Genomic DNA, 17,783 nt, shown 5'->3' with positions numbered 1-17,783 from the left:
GCGTCCCCGGCAAAAGGGCATCCGGCGCTTTAGTCGCAAAACGGCCTCGCCCTTGGCCGCGCCTTGGTTTAGAGCAAGGCGCAAGATCTAAAGCAAAGCCGCAAGGCCAACAGAAACCGCGTAGTCCAATGAAATTTCTCGATCAAGCCAAGGTTTATATCCGCTCCGGCGACGGTGGCGCCGGCTCTGTGTCGTTCCGGCGCGAAAAATTCATCGAGTTCGGCGGCCCGGATGGCGGCGACGGTGGCCGCGGCGGTGATGTCTGGCTGGAAGCGGTCAATGGGCTGAACACGCTGATCGACTATCGCTACCAGCAGCACTTCAAGGCCAAGACCGGTGTCCACGGTATGGGCCGCAACATGACCGGCGCCAAGGGCGCCGATGTGACGCTCAAGGTGCCGGCCGGAACCCAGGTGTTTGCCGAGGACAATGAGACGCTGATCTGCGACCTGACCATGGTCGGCCAGCGCTTCCTGCTGGCCAAGGGCGGCAATGGCGGTTTCGGCAACCAGCATTTCAAGACCTCGACCAACCAGGCGCCTCGCCGCGCCAATCCGGGCCAGCCCGGCGAAGAGATGAATGTCTGGCTGCGGCTGAAGCTGATTGCCGACGCCGGCCTGGTCGGGCTGCCCAATGCCGGCAAGTCGACTTTTCTGGCAACCGTCACCGCAGCCAAGCCAAAGATCGCCGACTACCCCTTCACCACGCTGCATCCAGGTCTCGGCGTTGCCCGCATCGATGCGCGCGAATTCGTCATCGCCGACATTCCGGGCCTCATCGAGGGCGCGCATGAGGGTGTCGGCATCGGCGACCGGTTCCTCGGCCATGTCGAGCGCACGCGTGTACTTCTGCATCTGGTTTCGGCGCAGGAGGAAAATCCGGGCAAAGCCTATAAGACCGTGCGCGCCGAGCTCGACGCCTATGGCAATGGGCTGATCGAGAAGGTCGAGATCGTCGCGCTCAGCCAGGTCGATATCCTAGATGCCGATGAGCGCAAGAAGAAGGTTGCGTCGCTCAAACGCGCTGCCGGCCGCGCGCCGATGCTGCTGTCGGCGGCCACCGGCGAGGGCGTCGAAGCGGTGCTGCGGGCGCTGATGGCGGTTGTCGGCGAAGCGCGCGACAGGGCTGCCGCTCCCGTCGAGACCCGCTGGGACCAATAGCGATGACGGCGCAATCGCTGACAAAATACCGGCGCATCACGGTCAAGATCGGTTCGGCCTTGCTGGTCGACCGCACCAGCGGCCTGAAGCGCGACTGGCTTGCCTCGCTTGCCGAGGATATTGCGGTGCTCGCCAATGGCGGCGCCGAGATCCTGGTCGTATCGTCCGGCGCCATTGCGCTCGGCCGCACCATTCTCGGTCTCGGCAAACGGGCGCTGAAGCTGGAAGAAAGCCAGGCGGCTGCGGCCGTCGGCCAGATCGCGCTGGCCGGCGCGTGGTCGGATGCGCTGGGCAAGGGTTCGCTGAAATCGGGCCAGATCCTGCTGACGCTGGGCGACACCGAAGAGCGCCGCCGCTATCTGAATGCCCGCGCGACGATCTCGACGCTGCTCAAGATGAAGGCGGTGCCGGTCATCAACGAGAACGACACGGTGGCGACGTCCGAAATCCGCTATGGCGACAATGACCGGCTGGCGGCACGCGTGGCGACCATGATGGGCGCCGACCTGCTGGTGCTGCTCTCCGACATTGACGGGCTCTATACGGCGCCGCCGGCGCGCGATCCCGCTGCGAAATTCATTCCGGTGGTCGACCGCATTACACCCGATATCGAAGCAATGGCGGGGGCGGCCGCTTCCGAACTGTCGCGCGGTGGGATGCGCACCAAGCTCGATGCCGGCAAGATCGCCACCGCCGCCGGCACCGCCATGATCATCACCTCCGGCACAAGGCTGTCGCCACTGATGGCGATCGAGCGTGGCGAGCGCGCCACCTTCTTCAGGCCGAGCGCCAATCCGGTGAAGGGCTACAAGAGCTGGATCGCCGGCCAGCTCGAACCGGCGGGGCGGCTCACCGTCGATGCCGGCGCCATCGGTGCGCTGCTGTCCGGCAAATCTTTGCTGCCGGCCGGCGTCAGGCTGGTCAGCGGCAATTTCTCGCGTGGCGACACGGTGGCGATCCTGTCGCCCGAGGGCCGCGAGATCGCGCGCGGGCTGGTTGCCTATGATGCCGCCGATGCCGTAAGGATCGCAGGCCTGAAGACCGCCGAGATCGAAACCGTGCTCGGCTACGAGGCGCGCTCGGCGATGATCCACAGGGACGATCTGGTGGTGAGCGATCCGGGTGACCAGATACGGCCTGCCGGCCAGCTATGGGCCGGGGGCGAGGTAAGCGGAGGATGAGCCATGCTGAAACTGCATGAACAATCTGGGGATGACACCGTCGCGCTGATGGCGGATATCGGCCGCCGCGCCCGCGCGGCCGCCCGACCGTTGGCCATTGCGACCGCCGCCGCCAAGAATGCCGCGCTTCTCGCCATGGCCGACGCGATCATCGCGCGCCAGCAGCAGATTCTCGATGCCAACGCCATCGATGTCTCTAACGGACACGAATCGGGCTTGTCCGGCTCGTTCATGGACCGGTTGAAGCTCGATCCGGCGCGCACCCGTGCCATGGCGGATGGCATCCGTGAAATCGCCGAGCTCAGGGACCCTGTCGGCGATGTGATCGCGGCCTGGGATCGCCCCAACGGCCTGCAGATCGAGCGCGTGCGCACGCCGCTCGGCGTTGTCGGCGTCATTTATGAAAGCCGGCCGAATGTGACGGCGGATGCCGGCGCACTCTGCCTCAAGGCCGGCAATCCGGTGATCCTGCGCGGCGGCTCGGACTCGCTCAATTCATCCGCCGCCATCCATGCCTGCCTGGTCGAGGGGCTGAAGGCCGCCGGCCTGCCCGAAGACGCCATCCAGTTGGTGCCGACCACCGATCGCGCCGCCGTCGGTGAGATGCTGAAAGGGCTTTCCGGCAATCTCGACGTCATCATTCCGCGGGGCGGCAAGAGCCTGGTCGGGCGCGTCCAGAGCGAGGCGCGGGTGCCGGTCTTTGCCCATCTTGAAGGCATCTGCCATCTCTACATCGACCGCTCGGCCGATCTCGACATGGCGGTCAGGATCGCCGTCAACGCCAAGATGCGGCGCACCGGTGTCTGTGGCGCCGCAGAGACTTTGCTGGTCGACCGCGCTGTGGCCTCCACCCATCTGGTGCCGATCCTCGACGCGCTGCGCGCGGCAGGCTGCGAGATCCATGCCGACCAGGAAGTGATGAAGCTGTTCTTCGACGCCAAGCCGGCGACCGATGCCGACTGGGTGACCGAATATCTCGACGCCGTCATCGCGGTAAAACTGGTCGACGGGATTGCCGGCGCCATCGACCATATCGAGACGTTCTCCTCACACCACACAGAGGCGATCATCGCCGAGGATACCAAAGCGGTCGAGCGGTTCTTCAACGAGATCGACTCGGCGATCCTTTTGCACAATGCCTCCACCCAGTTCGCCGATGGCGGCGAGTTCGGCATGGGCGCCGAGATCGGCATCGCCACCGGCAAGATGCATGCGCGCGGACCGGTTGGCGTCGAACAGCTGACCTCGTTCAAATACCGCGTGCGCGGGTCGGGACAGGTGAGGCCTTGAGCGCTGGCCTTACCCTCCCCCTTGTGGGGAGGGTGGCGAGCGCAGCGAGCCGGGTGGGGGTACGACGCTGAATTCTGCAATCCCCCCACCCCGCTCCGCTTCGCGGATCGACCCTCCCCACAAGGGGGAGGGTGGGGCGCCTCTTTCCTCGCACTACCTCCGCATGCCGCATGCCGAAAAGGGCCTCGCCGTCGGGCTGTTCGGCGGATCGTTCAACCCGCCGCATGCCGGCCATGCGCTGGTGGCGGAAATTGCCTTGCGGCGCCTCGCGCTCGACCAATTGTGGTGGATGGTCACTCCAGGCAATCCGCTGAAGAGCACGAGGGAATTGGCGCCGCTGAGCGACCGGCTGCTGCAGTCGGAGCAGATCGCCAAGAACCCGAAGATCAAGGTCACCGCCTTCGAGGCGGCGCATCATATTCGCTTCACCGCCGACACGCTGGCGCTGGTCAAGGCACGCAATCCCGGCGTCGACTTCGTCTGGATCATGGGCGCCGACTCGCTTCGCGATTTCCACCGCTGGCAGCGCTGGCGCCAGATCGTCATGACCTTCCCGATCGCCGTCATCGACCGCCCGGGCGCGACGCTGTCCTTCCTGTCCTCGGTCGTGGCCAAAACCTTCGACTATGCCCGCGTCGACGAGGGTGACGCGCCCCGGCTCGCCCGCATGAAGGCGCCGGCCTGGACTTTTATTCACGGCCCGCGTTCGTCGCTGTCATCGAGTGCTATTCGCAAGCAAGCCAAGGGGTAACTCCTAAGCCAGATCGCCGATGTCGCTTTTACGGCGGCCTTTCGCGATCCGCTGGGCGATGCTGCGCTGGATATGGCCAATTCAGTGAACCAGACCGACATCGACCACAATCATGGCGCCCCGCCGGCGCCCGTGATCGCCATTGCCAGCGTAATCATGTCGATGGCGCTGATCGCGGTCGGCAACGGGTTGATGTTCGCCTATATCCCGGTCCGGCTTGGCGTCGAGCGCTTCGATCCGACCTGGGCCGGGCTGATCATCACCGGCCTGTCTGCCGGCGGACTTGCCGGCTGTATCCTGACCGGGCCGCTGGTGCGCCGCGTCGGGCACGCCCGCGCCTTCATGGTGCTGTCGGCGCTGATAGCGCTGTCGAATGCTGCCATTGGCGCCGGCACCTACCCGCTGCTGTGGATCGCGGCGCGCGCGCTTTACGGTTTTGCCATATGCGGCCTGTTCATCGTCGCCCAGAGCTGGCTCAACGATGCCGTCGCAAACGCCATTCGCGGCCGGGTGATGGCGGTGTTTTACGTCGCCTATGTCGCCGGACTTGGCGTCGGCTATGCCCTGCTGACGGCGGTCGACATCGCGACGGCGCAGGCGCCGCTGATCGGCATTGCCTTCACCGCGGTGTCGATCCTGCCGGTCGGCATGACGCGGTTGGCTCAACCGCCGCCACCTCGCGCAGCCTCCGTGGCGCTTGGCCGCGCCTGGCGGATCTCGCCGGTCGGCGTGGCCGGCATGCTGGCCGTCGGCGGCCTGTCGATGGCGATCGCCGGGTTCGCACCGATCCATGCCACGGCCAAGGGCTACAGCCAGGCCGATGTGGCGCTGCTTTTGTCGGCCATGCCCGTCGGCACGCTGATCCTGCAGATCCCGCTCGGCTGGATTTCGGATCGTACCGATCGCCGTTACGTGCTGGCCGGCGCTGCGGCACTGGCCATCGTTGCCGGTATTCTGGCTATCGGCTTTGACGGTGGCGCTCTGGCGGTGCTGGTGGTGATCTATGTGATCTGGGACGGCGCTTCGGAATCGATCTATTCGCTGGCCAGCGCACACGCCGCCGATCGCGGCGGCAAGGACGACATGGTGGCGCTGTCGAGTTCGCTGCTGTTTGCCTGGTCGCTGTCGGGTTTCATCGTGCCAGGTATCGTGACGGCCCTGTCGGCCGTCTATGGAACGCAGGCCTTCATCTATGTGGCGATCATCATCGCCACCGTGTTCTGCCTGTTCGTGCTGTGGCGAGTGGCGACGACGCAGGCCGTTCCCGCCACGGCGACCGGCAGTTTCGCGCCGATGTCGGCGCAGGCGCCATTGCCGGTGGAGCTCGCCTACGCCCCGGAAGATCAGCGCTGAACGGTTTCACAGCTCCTACTGCCTGGTGGCGGCAGTTTCCTGTCGGGCCTCCGGCGGAGGTGCGGGAACCGAAATGGCTTCGGCGTCGAAGGCCTGCTTGACGCGTTTGGTGAGATCGATCTGGGTGGCGAAGAAATCCGCCGCCGTGGTCCAATAGCGCAAGGTGATGGCGACGCTGGCATCGCCCACGGTGGCAACGAAGGCGATCGGCGCCGGCTCTCGCTTGACGCGGCGCTCGCTGCCGGCAACGCCCAGCATGGTTTTCTGCGCCAAGTCGATGTCGTTCCAGGAGCCGATGCTCAGCGTGATATCGCCGCGGCGCACGCCGTTGCGGGTAAAATTGCGCACCGGCTGGTTCCATAGCGTCGAATTGGGCGCCAGCACATAGACGCCGTCTGTCGTGCGGAGCTTGGTGGCGAACAGGCCGATTTCCTCGACGGTGCCGGAAATGGCGCCGACCTCGACATATTCGCCGATGCGGAATGGCCTGAGCGCCAGAAGCATGATGCCTGCGGCGATGTTCTGCAGCGTGCCTTGCAGCGCCAGGCCGATTGCCAGCCCGATGGCGCCGATGGCGGCGATGATCGAGGCCGTCTGAACGCCGAACTGGCCGAGCACCATGATGACCACCAGGATCAGGATGGCGTAGCGCACGATCTTCGAGAAGAAATGGCGCAGCGTCGCGTCGAAACCATGGATATGGCCGAGGCCGGCTGAGATCGATCGTTCTGCGAGCCCGGCGACGAGATAGCCGACGACCAGCAGGATGATGGCGCCGATGGCGGAGAAGGAATAGGAAACGATCAGCGTGCTGAGTTGCGCAAGGCCAGCCTGCACGGTGAGCAGCGTGTTCTGGGGGTCGATTGGCATCAGGAAAATCCGTTTGGGGGGTGTGTCGATAACCCCTGCCGCGGCCATGGGTTCCGATTTTTCTCAAGGCTCCGGAACCGGAAGTCTTGCACTGCGTTCGCGGTGGCAGGGCCTCCCGTCTTGAAACTGCAAGGGAACTCTGCCTATCTATAGGGTGTCACCTGATTTCGTGGGTGATTTGGTTGTTCTTGCTGCGAAAGGAAATACACTGAGAACAGCATTGCGGAAGAAGGCTGACGTCATGCCTTCGCCGGCCAGGATCAGCGTAGATGACGCCGTGTCCCGTGCCATCAAGACAGTCCTTGCCAGTCTGGAAGACTCCAAGGCCGAAAATATTGTCTCAATCGACATTCAGCGGAAATCGAGCCTCGGCGACTATATGGTCATCGCGTCGGGCCGGTCACACCGTCATGTCTCGGCTGTCGCCGACCACCTGCTCAAGGCGCTCAAGGATGCCGGTCTCGGCACGGCGCGCGTCGAGGGGCTGTCCGGCGCCGACTGGGTCCTGATCGATTCAGGCGACATCATCGTCCATGTCTTCCGCCCAGAAGTCCGCGAATTCTACAATCTTGAAAAGATGTGGCAGGCGCCGGACCTTGAGGAAGAGACCTTGCACTGAGCTCCGTCTCATGTCGTAACCATCCTGGGTGCGACATGGATTGAAAGCTCGCCGAGGCAGGGATGAAGATAGCAGTTCATGCCGTGGGCCGGATGAAGGCCGGCCCCGAGAGAGAACTCGCCGACCGCTATTTCGAGCGTTTCGCCAAGAGCGGCCCGGCGATCGGGTTCGAATTCTCTGGTGTCGCCGAGATCGCCGAGGGACGAGCCCAGAACGCCAATGAGCGCCGCCGCGAGGAAGGCCAGAAGCTGCAGGCACAGCTGCAGCCGGGCACGGCGCTGTTCCTGCTCGACGAACGCGGCAAAAACCTGTCCTCAGACGATTTCGCCAGCCGTATCGGCCAGCTGCGCGATGGCGGACGCAAGGCGTTGGTCATCGCCATTGGCGGCGCCGACGGGCACGACCAGTCGATTCGCGATCAGGCTGAGCTGATAGTCTCGTTCGGCGCGGCGACCTGGCCGCACCAACTGGTGCGCGTCATGCTGGGCGAGCAGCTCTATCGGGCGGCAACGATTCTTTCGGGACATCCCTACCACCGTTCGTAAATCAGTGGGTCGAGGATCAATCGTCCGGATTTCCGCCCCAATGCGCGGCTGTTTTGTGCTAGGCTTCGGTTCGATCATGGTTGATGGTTCGTTAACGAAGCCACGCATAGAGTCGGGCTTCAATGGCTGACAACGGGAAATCACGAACGGGCTTCCGGCACGCGCGCTGCGGCATCGCTGCAGCGGTGGTTTTGCTGTCGCTCGGGCTTGCGCGGGCCGAAAATACGCTGGACGTGGCGCCCGACCCCGATCTGAGCCGTGCCGAATATGAGAAGGTGTCGGCCGAGATCACGCTGTCGTCCGAACGGCTGGCCAAGCTCGCCGCCGACATTGCTTCGGTCAAGAAGGACCATGCCTCGATCACCGCGGCGCTTATCCAGTCGGCGATGACCGAGCAGAAGCTCGGCCAGGACATCGAGGATATCGGCGCCAGGCTCGAAGGACTGAAGGGCGAGGAACAGAAGATCCGTGTCTCGCTGGCGGCGCGGCGCGACGTGCTGGCCGAGGTGCTGGGGGCGCTGCAGCGCATGGGGCTCAATCCGCCGCCGGCGATCCTGGTCAAGCCGGAAGACGCACTGTCGTCGGTGCGCAGCGCCATCCTGCTCGGCGCAGTGGTGCCCGAACTGCGCCAGCAGACCGACAAATTGCTGGCCGACCTCAGGGAACAGACCCGGGTGACGGCCTCGATCGAGGCCGAGCGGACGCGGCTGACAGCGGCGGTCGGCGAGCAGACGGCGGAAAAGAAACGCCTCTCCATGCTGCTCGAAGCCAAGCAGAAGCTCGAGGCGGACACCTGGACGGCGATGGCCGCTGAAAAGCAGCGGTCCCAGGCGCTTGCGGCCAAGGCCGGCAGCCTGAAAGAGCTGATCGCTTCGCTTGAAGCCGACAAGAGCCGCAAGGCGGCGGATGCCGTCAAGGCAGGCGAACAGAAAGCGGCCGACAGCGATAAGCCGGACGCCGATAACGCCGATGCAGGCACAACCGCGTCGACGGAGCTGGCTTCGCTGCCCGTGCCGGAAGGCAACCGCCTCACCGCCGCCGCGCCGTTTTCGGCACTTCAGGGACAAGTCTCGCTGCCGGTCACCGGCAAGATCAAGCTGCGTTTCGGGGCCGATGACGGTAACGGCGCGGTGATGCTTGGCGACATGGTTGCGACACAATCGGGAGCCATCGTCACGGCACCGGCGGACGGAAATGTGCTTTATGCGGGGCCTTTTCGCTCCTATGGTCAACTCTTGATCCTCAATGCGGGAGACGGCTATCATGTCGTCCTGGCGGGGATGAGCAGAATCAGCGTCGCGTCTGGCCAGTCGGTGCTCGCAGGAGAGCCGGTCGGCGCGATGGGAGAGGCCCGGGTGGCAAGCACCTCGGCCTCGAAGAATGGAAATGCCACGCCGGAACTCTATGTCGAGTTCCGCAAGGATGGAAAACCCGTCGATCCGACCCCATGGTGGGCGGACCGCTTCTCTGGAAGGACGTGAAATGATGCGGAAACTGTCGCTTCTTATTGCCGGTGCGCTGATGGGCGCGTCAGCGATGAGCCTGGTCTATGGCGCGCCCGGCTCGACGGCGAACGCTGCAGGCTCCGAGACCTACAAGCAACTGGCGATCTTCGGCGACATCTTCGAGCGCGTGCGGGCGCAGTATGTGACGCCGCCGGACGACAAGTCGCTGGTCGAAAACGCCATCAACGGCATGCTCACCTCGCTCGACCCGCACTCCTCCTACATGAATGCCGAGCAGGCGCAGGACATGCGCGTGCAGACCAAGGGTGAGTTCGGCGGCCTCGGCATCGAGGTCACCATGGAGAACGACTTGGTCAAGGTGATCACGCCGATCGACGACACCCCGGCTGCCAAGGCAGGCGTGCTGGCCGGCGACTATATCGCCAAGATCGACGGCCAAGAGGTTCGCGGCCTGACGCTCAACGATGCAGTCGAAAAGATGCGCGGCCTGGTCAACACGCCGATCAAGCTGACCATCCTGCGCCAAGGCGCCGACAAGCCGATCGAGCTGACGGTGGTGCGCGATATCATCAAGGTCAAGGCGGTCAAGTTCCGGGTCGAGAACGACATCGGCTACATGAAGATCACCTCCTTCACCGAAAAGACCTATGACGACCTCGAGAATGCCATCGACACCATCAAGAAGCAGGTGCCGAACGACAAGCTCAAGGGCTATGTGCTCGATCTGCGCCTCAACCCGGGCGGCCTGCTCGACCAGGCGGTGAGCGTGTCCGACGCCTTCCTCGACCGTGGCGAGATCGTCTCGACCCGCGGCCGCGACCCGAAGGACGTCACACGCTTCGACGCCAAGGCAGGCGACGACATCGGCGCCAAGCCGCTGATCGTGCTCGTCAATGGCGGTTCGGCCAGCGCCTCCGAGATCGTCGCCGGCGCGCTTCAGGACCTGCGCCGCGCCACAGTGGTCGGCACGCAGTCGTTCGGCAAGGGCTCGGTGCAGACCATCATCCCGCTTGGCGAGAACGGCGCGCTGCGCCTGACGACGGCGCTCTATTACACGCCGTCCGGCAAGTCGATCCAGGGCAAGGGTATCACGCCCGATATCAAGGTCGACCAGCCGCTGCCGCCCGAACTGCAGGGCAGGGACCTGACGCGCGGCGAATCGGACCTCAAGGGCCATATCAAGGGCGCCGACGAGAGCGATACCGGCTCGGGCTCGGCTGCTTATGTGCCGCCGGATCCGAAGGACGATCTGCAGCTGATCTATGCCGAACAGCTGCTGCGCGGCCAGAAGACCGATCCGGCATTCCCGCCGAATCCGGAGAAGGCAGTGCTCAACCAGTAAAATCGACTGGTAGCTCTGGCTGCCCAATCGAAGCGATGCAATGCTGCCGGGACCGTGAGGTTCCGGCAGTTTGATTCGGGGACCGCTGGGCGCTGCGCCTCAAAAGGCGCAGGGGACGCGCCGTCAGTTTTGGATCTGCGCATGGCGAAAAGATTTCGCCGATCATGCGCCCGGGGATGCGGCTTGGCTGACATCGGCAAGGACATCGAACGCCCACTCGGACAGGCCGCCCGACCGCGTGCTGCGTCGCGCGGGATCAGCGCTGTCGCCGTCGCGGCGACGCTGGTCGTGCTGGCCGCGGTCGGCATCTCCGGCGCGATCGCGCTGCGCGAGAAGCCGTTCCGCAAACCGGAAGCAATCGCGGTCTCGACGCCAAAGGTGACGGCGGCGGCCGAGCCCGCGGCCGCAGCACCCACTGCTCAAGCGACGGCGGCAGCGCCGAAGGCGGAAACGCCCAAGGCCAGCGGTCCGCAGATCATCCATGTGCAAACCCAGGAGGGTGACGGCCCGCCCAATGCAGCCATTGTCATCCACGACCCGTCGACGATCGGCCAGAACCTGAAGATCGCGCATATCCCCGACAGGGCGCTGATCGAGGCCAGCGACACCGGCCCACTCCCGGTTCGCGCCGCTGACGGCCGGCGGCCGTTCGATGTCTATGCGCGGCCGTGGTCGGGTTCGCGCGGCGCTCGCGTGGCAATCGTCATCGGCGGGCTTGCCGTGTCGCAGACCGGCACGCAGGCGGCAATCGCCAAGCTGCCGGCTGAAGTGACTTTGGCCTTTGCGCCGCAAGGCAACAGCATCGGCCGGTGGATGCAGGCGGCACGGCAGAGCGGGCATGAGGTGGTCATGCAGGTGCCGCTCGAACCGTTCGACTATCCCAATGTCAATCCCGGCCGCAACACGCTGACAGTGGCGGCAAGCCAGGACGACAATCTGAAGAATCTGCGCTGGGCGCTGTCGCGGACCACCAACTATACCGGCGTCATGAACTATATGGGGGCGCGCTTTTCGGCCGACGCGACAGCGATGGGGCCGTTCATGGCCGAGCTTGGCAAGCGCGGCCTTGCCTATGTCGATGACGGCTCGTCCGCACGGAGCTTGGCGTCCGATCTCGCCTTGAAGGACGGTGTGCCGTTCGTCGCCGGCGATACGGCAATCGACGCCGTGCAGGACCGCGGCGCCATCCTGAAAAAGCTCGACGCGCTGGAAGCGACCGCGCGTGCGAAAGGCTCCGCCGTCGGCATCGGCTCGGCTTTCGACCTCACCGTCGACACCGTGGCGTTCTGGGCGGTCGAAGCGAAAAAGCGCGGCATCGAGATCGTGCCGATCTCGGCGGTGGCCATCGACCCGGAAAAAGGCTGATCATGACGAAGAAACCTGTCGACCCCGAGACGCTGCCTTACCGCCCTTGCGTAGGACTGATGATCCTCAATGGCGACGGGCTGGTCTGGGTTGGGCACCGCATCGCCGAGCCGGACAGCGAATTCGCCGGGACCACGCAGCTCTGGCAGATGCCGCAAGGCGGCATCGACGAGGGCGAGGAGCCGCTGCAGGCGGCCGGGCGCGAGCTCTATGAAGAGACCGGCATGCGCTCGGTCACGCTGCTGGCCGAGGCGCCGCACTGGATCAATTACGACCTGCCGCCCGATCTGGTCGGCATCGCCCTCAAGGGGCGTTATCGCGGCCAGACGCAGAAATGGTTCGCCTACCGCTTTCACGGCGAGGCCAGCGAGATCCATATCAATCCGCCGCCGGGCGGCCACACCGCCGAATTCGATGAATGGGCATGGCGGCCAATGCAGGACCTGCCCGATCTGATAGTGCCGTTCAAACGCAAGGTCTATGAGGATGTGGTGACGGCGTTCCGGCATTTGGCTTAGGCGGCTCGCTGTTGCGACGTCCATGATCTGTCCTTACTGATAGGGTTTGTTTCGTGCTCTGGTCAGGAGCGGGGATGAGCAGCGCCTCAGGGAAGTCATTGCATTCTGCACCGGAATCCGGCTTGCAGCCGATCAGCGAAGCGGCGGCCGGCGCCATTCTCACCATCGATCTCGGCGCTATCCGAGAGAATTACCGGCGGCTCAAGGCAAAGCTCGGCGGCGTGCGCTGCGCCGGCGTCGTCAAGGCCGACGGTTACGGGCTCGGCGCGCGGCAAGTGGCGGCGGCACTGGTTGCCGAAGGCTGCGACAGCTTCTTTGTCGCTCATCTCACCGAGGGTGTCCCGCTGCGCGACGCACTCGGACCGAAGCTGGAAATCCATGTGCTGAACGGGCTGCCGCCGGGCTCGGAACCCGAAGCGGTGGCTGCCGACCTTGTTCCCGTCATCAACAGTGGCGGACAATTGAAGGCGTGGAGCAAAGCCGGCCAGAAGGCCGGCCGCAAGCTCAAGGCCGCCATCCAGGTCGACAGCGGCATGTCGCGGCTGGGCATGGCGCCGGCAGAGGTCGAGGCGCTTACGGCCGATGCTTTCGCCGGCGTCGATGTCGTTCTCGTCATGAGCCATCTGGCCCGCGCCGACGAGCCGGGCAATCCGGCCAATGACGCGCAGCTCAAAGAGTTCGAACGGCTGCGCAAAATGCTGCCCAAGGCGCCGGCGTCGCTGGACAATTCCTCCGGCATCTTTCTTGGGCCGCGCTATCAGTACGACCTCGCGCGTCCGGGCGCTGCGCTCTACGGCATCAATCCGACGCCTGATGAGGCGAACCCGATGCTGCCGGTGGTGCGGCTCGAGGCAAAGATCATCCAGACACGCGGCATCGATAAGGGCGCGGGCGTCGGCTACGGACATGCGTTTCTGGCCAGCGGTCCCTTGCGCGCGGCCACGATCTCGCTCGGCTATGCCGATGGCTGGCACCGGCGCGCGGCTTCGGCTGCCTGGCTCGACGGCGTGCGACTGCCCTTTGTCGGGCGGGTGTCGATGGATTCGATCATACTCGACATCTCGGCCCTGCCGGCCGGCCGGCTGCGCGAGGGCGACCTTGTCGAACTCCTGGGCCCCTCGCAGAGCGTCGATGACGCCGCCGGTCATGCCGGCACGATCGGTTATGAAATCCTGACCAGTCTCGGCCCCCGCTTCCACCGCCGCTATATCAACGAATAGAGCCGCGACACGCCGCCCCTTGGCGGACGCCGCAGAATCCGGCAGACAGGAGGCGGCGGCCCTCTGACGGAAGTCGTCGTGGAGAGTGATGCGATGAAGATCTTCGTGTTGGGCGGCGGCGTTATCGGGGTCACCACTGCCTATTATCTCGCCGAGGCCGGCCACGAGGTGACGGTGTTCGACCGCCAGAAAGGGCCGGCGCTGGAAACCAGCTTCGCCAATGCCGGCGAGATCTCGCCGGGCTATGCTTCGCCCTGGGCCGGCCCCGGCATCCCGCTGAAGGCAATCAAGTGGCTGTTGATGAAGCACGGCCCGCTGGTGGTGCGGCCGGCCTTCGATCCGTATATGTGGACATGGCTCATCAAGATGCTGCGCAATTGCACCGCGGATCGCTACGCCATCAACAAGGCGCGCATGGTGCCGCTCGCCGAATACAGCCGCGACACGCTGAAGGCGCTGCGCGAGGCGACCGGCATCGCTTATGACGAGCGGACCAAGGGCACGCTGCAGCTGTTTCGCACGCAAAAGCAGCTCGACGGCACCGGCGGCGATGTAGAGGTGCTGAAGAAATATGGCGTTCCCTACGAGTTGCTCGATCCCGAAGGCTGCATTGGCGCCGAACCTGCGCTGGCCGGCGTGCGGGAAAAGTTTGTCGGCGGGCTGAGATTGCCCGGCGACGAAACTGGCGACTGCAAGATGTTCACCGATCGGCTGGCCGAGCTCTGCGTGGCGCGCGGCGTCACGTTCGAGTACGGCACGCAGATCCGGCGCTTCTCCAAGAACCGCAATCGCATCGTCAGCGTCGGCACCGACCAGCGCTCGCGCGCGGCCGACGCTTATGTGCTGGCGCTGGGCAGCTATTCGGCGCGCTTCATGCGCCTGCTCAGGCGCCCGATCCCGGTCTATCCGGTCAAGGGCTATTCGATCACTGTTCCGATCAAGGACGCGGTCGCCGCCCCGGTGTCGACGGTAATGGACGAAACCTACAAGGTGGCGATCACCAGGCTCGGCGACCGCATCCGCGTCGGCGGCACGGCGGAGATTTCCGGCTTCGATCTCAGGCTGCATGAATCGCGCCGGCGCACCCTCGAACATTCGGTCGGCGATCTGTTCCCGGATGGCGGCGACCTCAAGGCGGCGTCCTTCTGGTGCGGGCTGCGGCCGATGACGCCGGACGGGCCGCCGCTGGTCGGCCGCACCGAGTTCTCCAACCTCTATCTCAACACCGGGCACGGCACGCTTGGCTGGACCATGGCCTGCGGCTCGGCCAAGGTGCTGTCCGACATCATCTCCAGCAAGGTGCCTGATATCGATGTGCGGGAGCTGGGGCCGGAGCGGTATTTGAGGTAGGGGTGCTTTTTAAAGCTGGCGGGCCAGCACCCCTCTGTCCTACCGGACAGAGGGGTGTAAAGGATCGCTACAGAACGGCATTCCTTCAGCCTCGCCAGCCCCTCAAAACGCCTCCTTCACCCAGCCCTTCGAGAACAGCCACCGGTAGGCCCAGGGGATCATTACCTTGGTCGATACCGGATTCGAATGGGCGACATAGTCGTCGTAGACCGGCTGCATCCTGGCGTAGAAGGCAGGGTCGAGCACCGTCATGCCGTTCTCCAGATCGTGGAAGAAACTGCGGTTGTTGAGATTGACCGACGAGATCGTCACCAGCCTTTCGTCGATCATCATGATCTTGGAGTGCAGCACGACATCGGGCGCCTTGAATTCGCGGATGTTGATGCGGTCGCCATATTTCTCGACGAACAGCTTGTTGAGCGCGGTCAGCAGCTTGCCGCCAATATCGCCCTTGAGGTCGATGCGGCCGACAATGTCGATCCTGACGCCGCGCGCCAGCGCCCGCTCGATGGCCAGGCTGAGCTTCGGCGTCAGATTAAGGTAGGGATTGACGATCTCGATATGGTGCCGGGCAGTGTCGATCAGCTCGACGAAATAGGTCTCGAGCGCATGGTTGTCCTCGTAGGGCACGGAAATGAAATGGCGCACCGTGCCCGGCGGGCGCCGGCTGTCGGAGCGCACCGGAATGGAGAAGGGCCTTGCAATGTTGGTGTCGGCGTCGCGCAGCCACAATGTCGAGAGATGCGCGGCCAGCGTCTCGACCGTGGCCGGGTCGGCAAACTCGATGTCGAAATCGCTCCAGTTCGAATAGTAGTTGAGCGAGAGGCCGTCGGTCTTGCCGTATTGCTCGAGGTTCGGATAGCGCGACAGGTCGATCGGCTTGTGGAACAGGAAGCCGTCATGAATGTTGCGGCCGCCGATGATGACGCGCGAGCGGGCGGGATCCTCGGCAAGTGTCGCCAGCATCTTGACGTGATGGGTCTTGTGCAGCTGTGACAGTTGCTCGTCGACCGGCGCGCCGTGGTCGGCCCGCCAGCGATATTCCTGCAACTCGACATTGGGATAATCGGCCGCCAGCCGGTGCAGCAGCGCGTCGTCCTTGTCGCGCTCCAGCACGTCTGTGACCATGATGCGCACTTTGGTGCCGAGGCCTGCGTGATGGCGGATCAGCCGCTCGATGACGCGGCCGGAAAAATCGGCCTTGAACTCCAGCGACGACAGATAGACCAGCTTGAGTTTCGGCGCGCGCGAGAAATCGAGCGGCAGTTCGGGGTCGGCCTTGTCGAAGGCGCTGTCGGGTAAAAGCGCGCCGAGCAGCGCTTCGACCTTGGCGTTAAAGCCGTCGCGCGACTTGCGTAACAGGCGCGGTGACCCGAGCGGCAGCGAACAGGTCTGCGACAGCCAGCGGCCGGCGTAAAAGACGCTGGCAAGCTTATCCAGGCGGGATGGATCGGGCACTGGACAACGCTCGTAGCGGCTGTCGAGCGCGGCTATCGCCGGATAGGCAACCTCTTCGCGCAGGATGGTGAGCGGGGCGCCTGCCGGCGCCAGGCTGGAACTGAGCTTGAGGCTGCAGCGGTTCAGGTCAAATCTGGGGAACATGGAGACGGTTTGCCCGGCCGACAGGCGGAGCCGGAAGGCGGCGCCGCTCGCCACGCTGCGCGAGCCACCGCCGGCGCGAAACGCCAGCGCACCGTCGCAGACGCCCGATATCTCAACCGGCTGCTTTCCCGCCTGGCGCATCACGATCTCGACCGAGCGCGCCTGCAGGCCGGAAAAGCTGAACGTCTTTGGCGCGGAGGGCCGCGCGGCGGCGTCGACATAGAGCGTCTGCCGCGACACCCGCCAGCGGCCGTCAAAATGGCCTTCGCCGGGCTTGCCCTCTGCCGGCATCTGTTCGGCGGTGACCGGTTTCGCCAGCCGTTCCAGCGTCCGGTAGGTGGCCTGGAAATCGCGGTTGGCGATGGCGTGGCGGTCATGGCCGAACGGACCGGTGCCGTTCGCCCTGTCGATGGCGCCGATCTGGTTGTGGGCGAGCAGCGCCAGAAACTGCCTTTCATAGTCGCGGGCGCCGGCATCGCCGAAAAACGCTGCTGCTGCAGTCTGCGGTCCCGGCGTGTCGGCCGATAGCGACGGCCGGCCGCAATCCTTCGCATCGGGAAAGAAATCGCAGCTGTGCCGGATCGGGGCGGCGCAACCGGCAAGGGCCGCCAGCCCCAGCCCGGCCAAGGCCAGGCAGATGGCGCGGTTCATCCGGTCGCACCGTTCATCGTCTTCAGTTCAGCCGGATCGCGCGGCGGCAGGAAGCCTTGCGGAAACACCTTGCAGACGGGAAGCGCGAAAGTGGCGATCAAAAGCTCGGCCTCGCCGCGCATCTTTTTCGGCGCTGTCTTGTCATCACGGATCGCCTTTGCCGAGGCGACGAGCGCGCCGTCGCAGTCGCAATGATTATGGCGCGCGATGTAGCAGGCGTCATGGATTTGGCAGGCGCTGTCGAGGCGATTGACAGGGCGAGCCGAGAGGTCGCCGGTGCGGGTGCCGGGACCGCAATAATTGCCGAAGACGAAAGGCGACGGGCGGGCCATTGCGATACGGACCGGCTTGGGCAGTTCGGCTTCCGGAACTTCGGTCCATGGATTGGCGCAGGCGGAAAGCGCGACAAGCGGCAAGATGGCGAGCACCGCTCGCATTTTGATCCGCACCAGCTTTGCAAAAAAGTGTCCCACCCGGCGCAGCCAATCCTTAATGATAGG

The 17,783-nt window shown here is 64.7% G+C and carries 16 protein-coding genes; 13 read left to right on the top strand and 3 right to left on the bottom strand.

From position 1 onward, the window contains the following. Positions 1–128 precede the first annotated feature (128 nt). The 5 genes from obgE to NKI31_RS18045 all read left to right on the top strand — a co-directional run bounded on the left by obgE (position 129) and on the right by NKI31_RS18045 (position 5,735). Positions 129–1,160, top strand: a complete 1,032-nt coding sequence (gene obgE, locus NKI31_RS18065; protein ID WP_352652239.1) for a GTPase ObgE — start codon at positions 129–131, stop codon at positions 1,158–1,160. A 2-nt stretch (positions 1,161–1,162) separates the two neighbouring features. Continuing rightward, positions 1,163–2,341, top strand: a complete 1,179-nt coding sequence (gene proB / locus NKI31_RS18060; protein ID WP_352652238.1) for a glutamate 5-kinase — start codon at positions 1,163–1,165, stop codon at positions 2,339–2,341. Positions 2,342–2,344: 3 nt separating this feature from the next. After that, on the top strand, positions 2,345–3,631 hold the full coding sequence (locus NKI31_RS18055) for a glutamate-5-semialdehyde dehydrogenase (RefSeq protein WP_352652237.1): 1,287 nt from the start codon (positions 2,345–2,347) through the stop codon (positions 3,629–3,631). Between the two features lie 163 nt (positions 3,632–3,794). Next, positions 3,795–4,382 (top strand): nicotinate-nucleotide adenylyltransferase, encoded by a 588-nt coding sequence (locus tag NKI31_RS18050; protein WP_023684122.1) that lies wholly within the window; start codon positions 3,795–3,797, stop codon positions 4,380–4,382. A gap of 84 nt (positions 4,383–4,466) precedes the next feature. Further along, positions 4,467–5,735 (top strand): MFS transporter, encoded by a 1,269-nt coding sequence (locus tag NKI31_RS18045; RefSeq protein WP_502899151.1) that lies wholly within the window; start codon positions 4,467–4,469, stop codon positions 5,733–5,735. A 15-nt stretch (positions 5,736–5,750) separates the two neighbouring features. Here NKI31_RS18045 and NKI31_RS18040 read toward each other — a convergent pair whose 3' ends face one another. Then, entirely contained in the window at positions 5,751–6,605 is an 855-nt protein-coding gene (locus tag NKI31_RS18040; protein ID WP_352537831.1) for a mechanosensitive ion channel family protein, read from the bottom strand. Between the two features lie 241 nt (positions 6,606–6,846). Here NKI31_RS18040 and rsfS point away from each other — a divergent pair, with 241 nt between their 5' ends. The 8 genes from rsfS to NKI31_RS18000 all read left to right on the top strand — a co-directional run bounded on the left by rsfS (position 6,847) and on the right by NKI31_RS18000 (position 15,030). Beyond that, the gene (rsfS, locus tag NKI31_RS18035) at positions 6,847–7,224 is read left to right on the top strand and encodes a ribosome silencing factor (protein ID WP_023668698.1); all 378 of its coding nucleotides are present in this window, start codon (positions 6,847–6,849) and stop codon (positions 7,222–7,224) included. A 62-nt stretch (positions 7,225–7,286) separates the two neighbouring features. After that, positions 7,287–7,769, top strand: coding sequence for a 23S rRNA (pseudouridine(1915)-N(3))-methyltransferase RlmH (gene rlmH, locus NKI31_RS18030; RefSeq protein WP_023684125.1), 483 nt, complete (start codon positions 7,287–7,289; stop codon positions 7,767–7,769). Positions 7,770–7,891: 122 nt separating this feature from the next. After that, positions 7,892–9,250, top strand: a complete 1,359-nt coding sequence (locus tag NKI31_RS18025; RefSeq protein WP_023668700.1) for a murein hydrolase activator EnvC family protein — start codon at positions 7,892–7,894, stop codon at positions 9,248–9,250. A 1-nt stretch (position 9,251) separates the two neighbouring features. After that, entirely contained in the window at positions 9,252–10,577 is a 1,326-nt protein-coding gene (locus NKI31_RS18020) for a S41 family peptidase (RefSeq protein WP_023668701.1), read from the top strand. Between the two features lie 183 nt (positions 10,578–10,760). Further along, the gene (locus NKI31_RS18015; RefSeq protein WP_352652235.1) at positions 10,761–11,942 is read left to right on the top strand and encodes a divergent polysaccharide deacetylase family protein; all 1,182 of its coding nucleotides are present in this window, start codon (positions 10,761–10,763) and stop codon (positions 11,940–11,942) included. Between the two features lie 2 nt (positions 11,943–11,944). Beyond that, complete coding sequence (locus NKI31_RS18010) at positions 11,945–12,460, top strand: RNA pyrophosphohydrolase (RefSeq protein ID WP_352652233.1); 516 nt, start codon at positions 11,945–11,947, stop codon at positions 12,458–12,460. 74 nt (positions 12,461–12,534) lie between these two features. Next, positions 12,535–13,680: an alanine racemase gene (gene alr / locus NKI31_RS18005; protein ID WP_352652232.1), complete on the top strand. Its 1,146-nt coding sequence runs from the start codon at positions 12,535–12,537 to the stop codon at positions 13,678–13,680. A gap of 93 nt (positions 13,681–13,773) precedes the next feature. Continuing rightward, the gene (locus tag NKI31_RS18000; RefSeq protein WP_023668705.1) at positions 13,774–15,030 is read left to right on the top strand and encodes a D-amino acid dehydrogenase; all 1,257 of its coding nucleotides are present in this window, start codon (positions 13,774–13,776) and stop codon (positions 15,028–15,030) included. A gap of 102 nt (positions 15,031–15,132) precedes the next feature. Here NKI31_RS18000 and NKI31_RS17995 read toward each other — a convergent pair whose 3' ends face one another. Both NKI31_RS17995 and NKI31_RS17990 read right to left on the bottom strand, forming a co-directional pair. Next, a complete protein-coding gene (locus NKI31_RS17995; protein ID WP_352652231.1) occupies positions 15,133–17,283 on the bottom strand; it encodes a phospholipase D-like domain-containing protein in 2,151 nt (716 codons plus the stop codon). Next, complete coding sequence (locus NKI31_RS17990; RefSeq protein ID WP_023684130.1) at positions 17,280–17,720, bottom strand: phospholipase A2 family protein; 441 nt, start codon at positions 17,718–17,720, stop codon at positions 17,280–17,282. The genes NKI31_RS17995 and NKI31_RS17990 overlap by 4 nt, the downstream gene beginning before the upstream one ends. Positions 17,721–17,783 lie beyond the last annotated feature (63 nt).

Source organism: Mesorhizobium sp. M0659, from assembly GCF_040320605.1.
GTDB lineage: Bacteria > Pseudomonadota > Alphaproteobacteria > Rhizobiales > Rhizobiaceae > Mesorhizobium.
The sequence above is the reverse complement of the archived record's forward strand: the minus strand, read 5'-3'. Positions and strand labels throughout refer to the sequence as shown.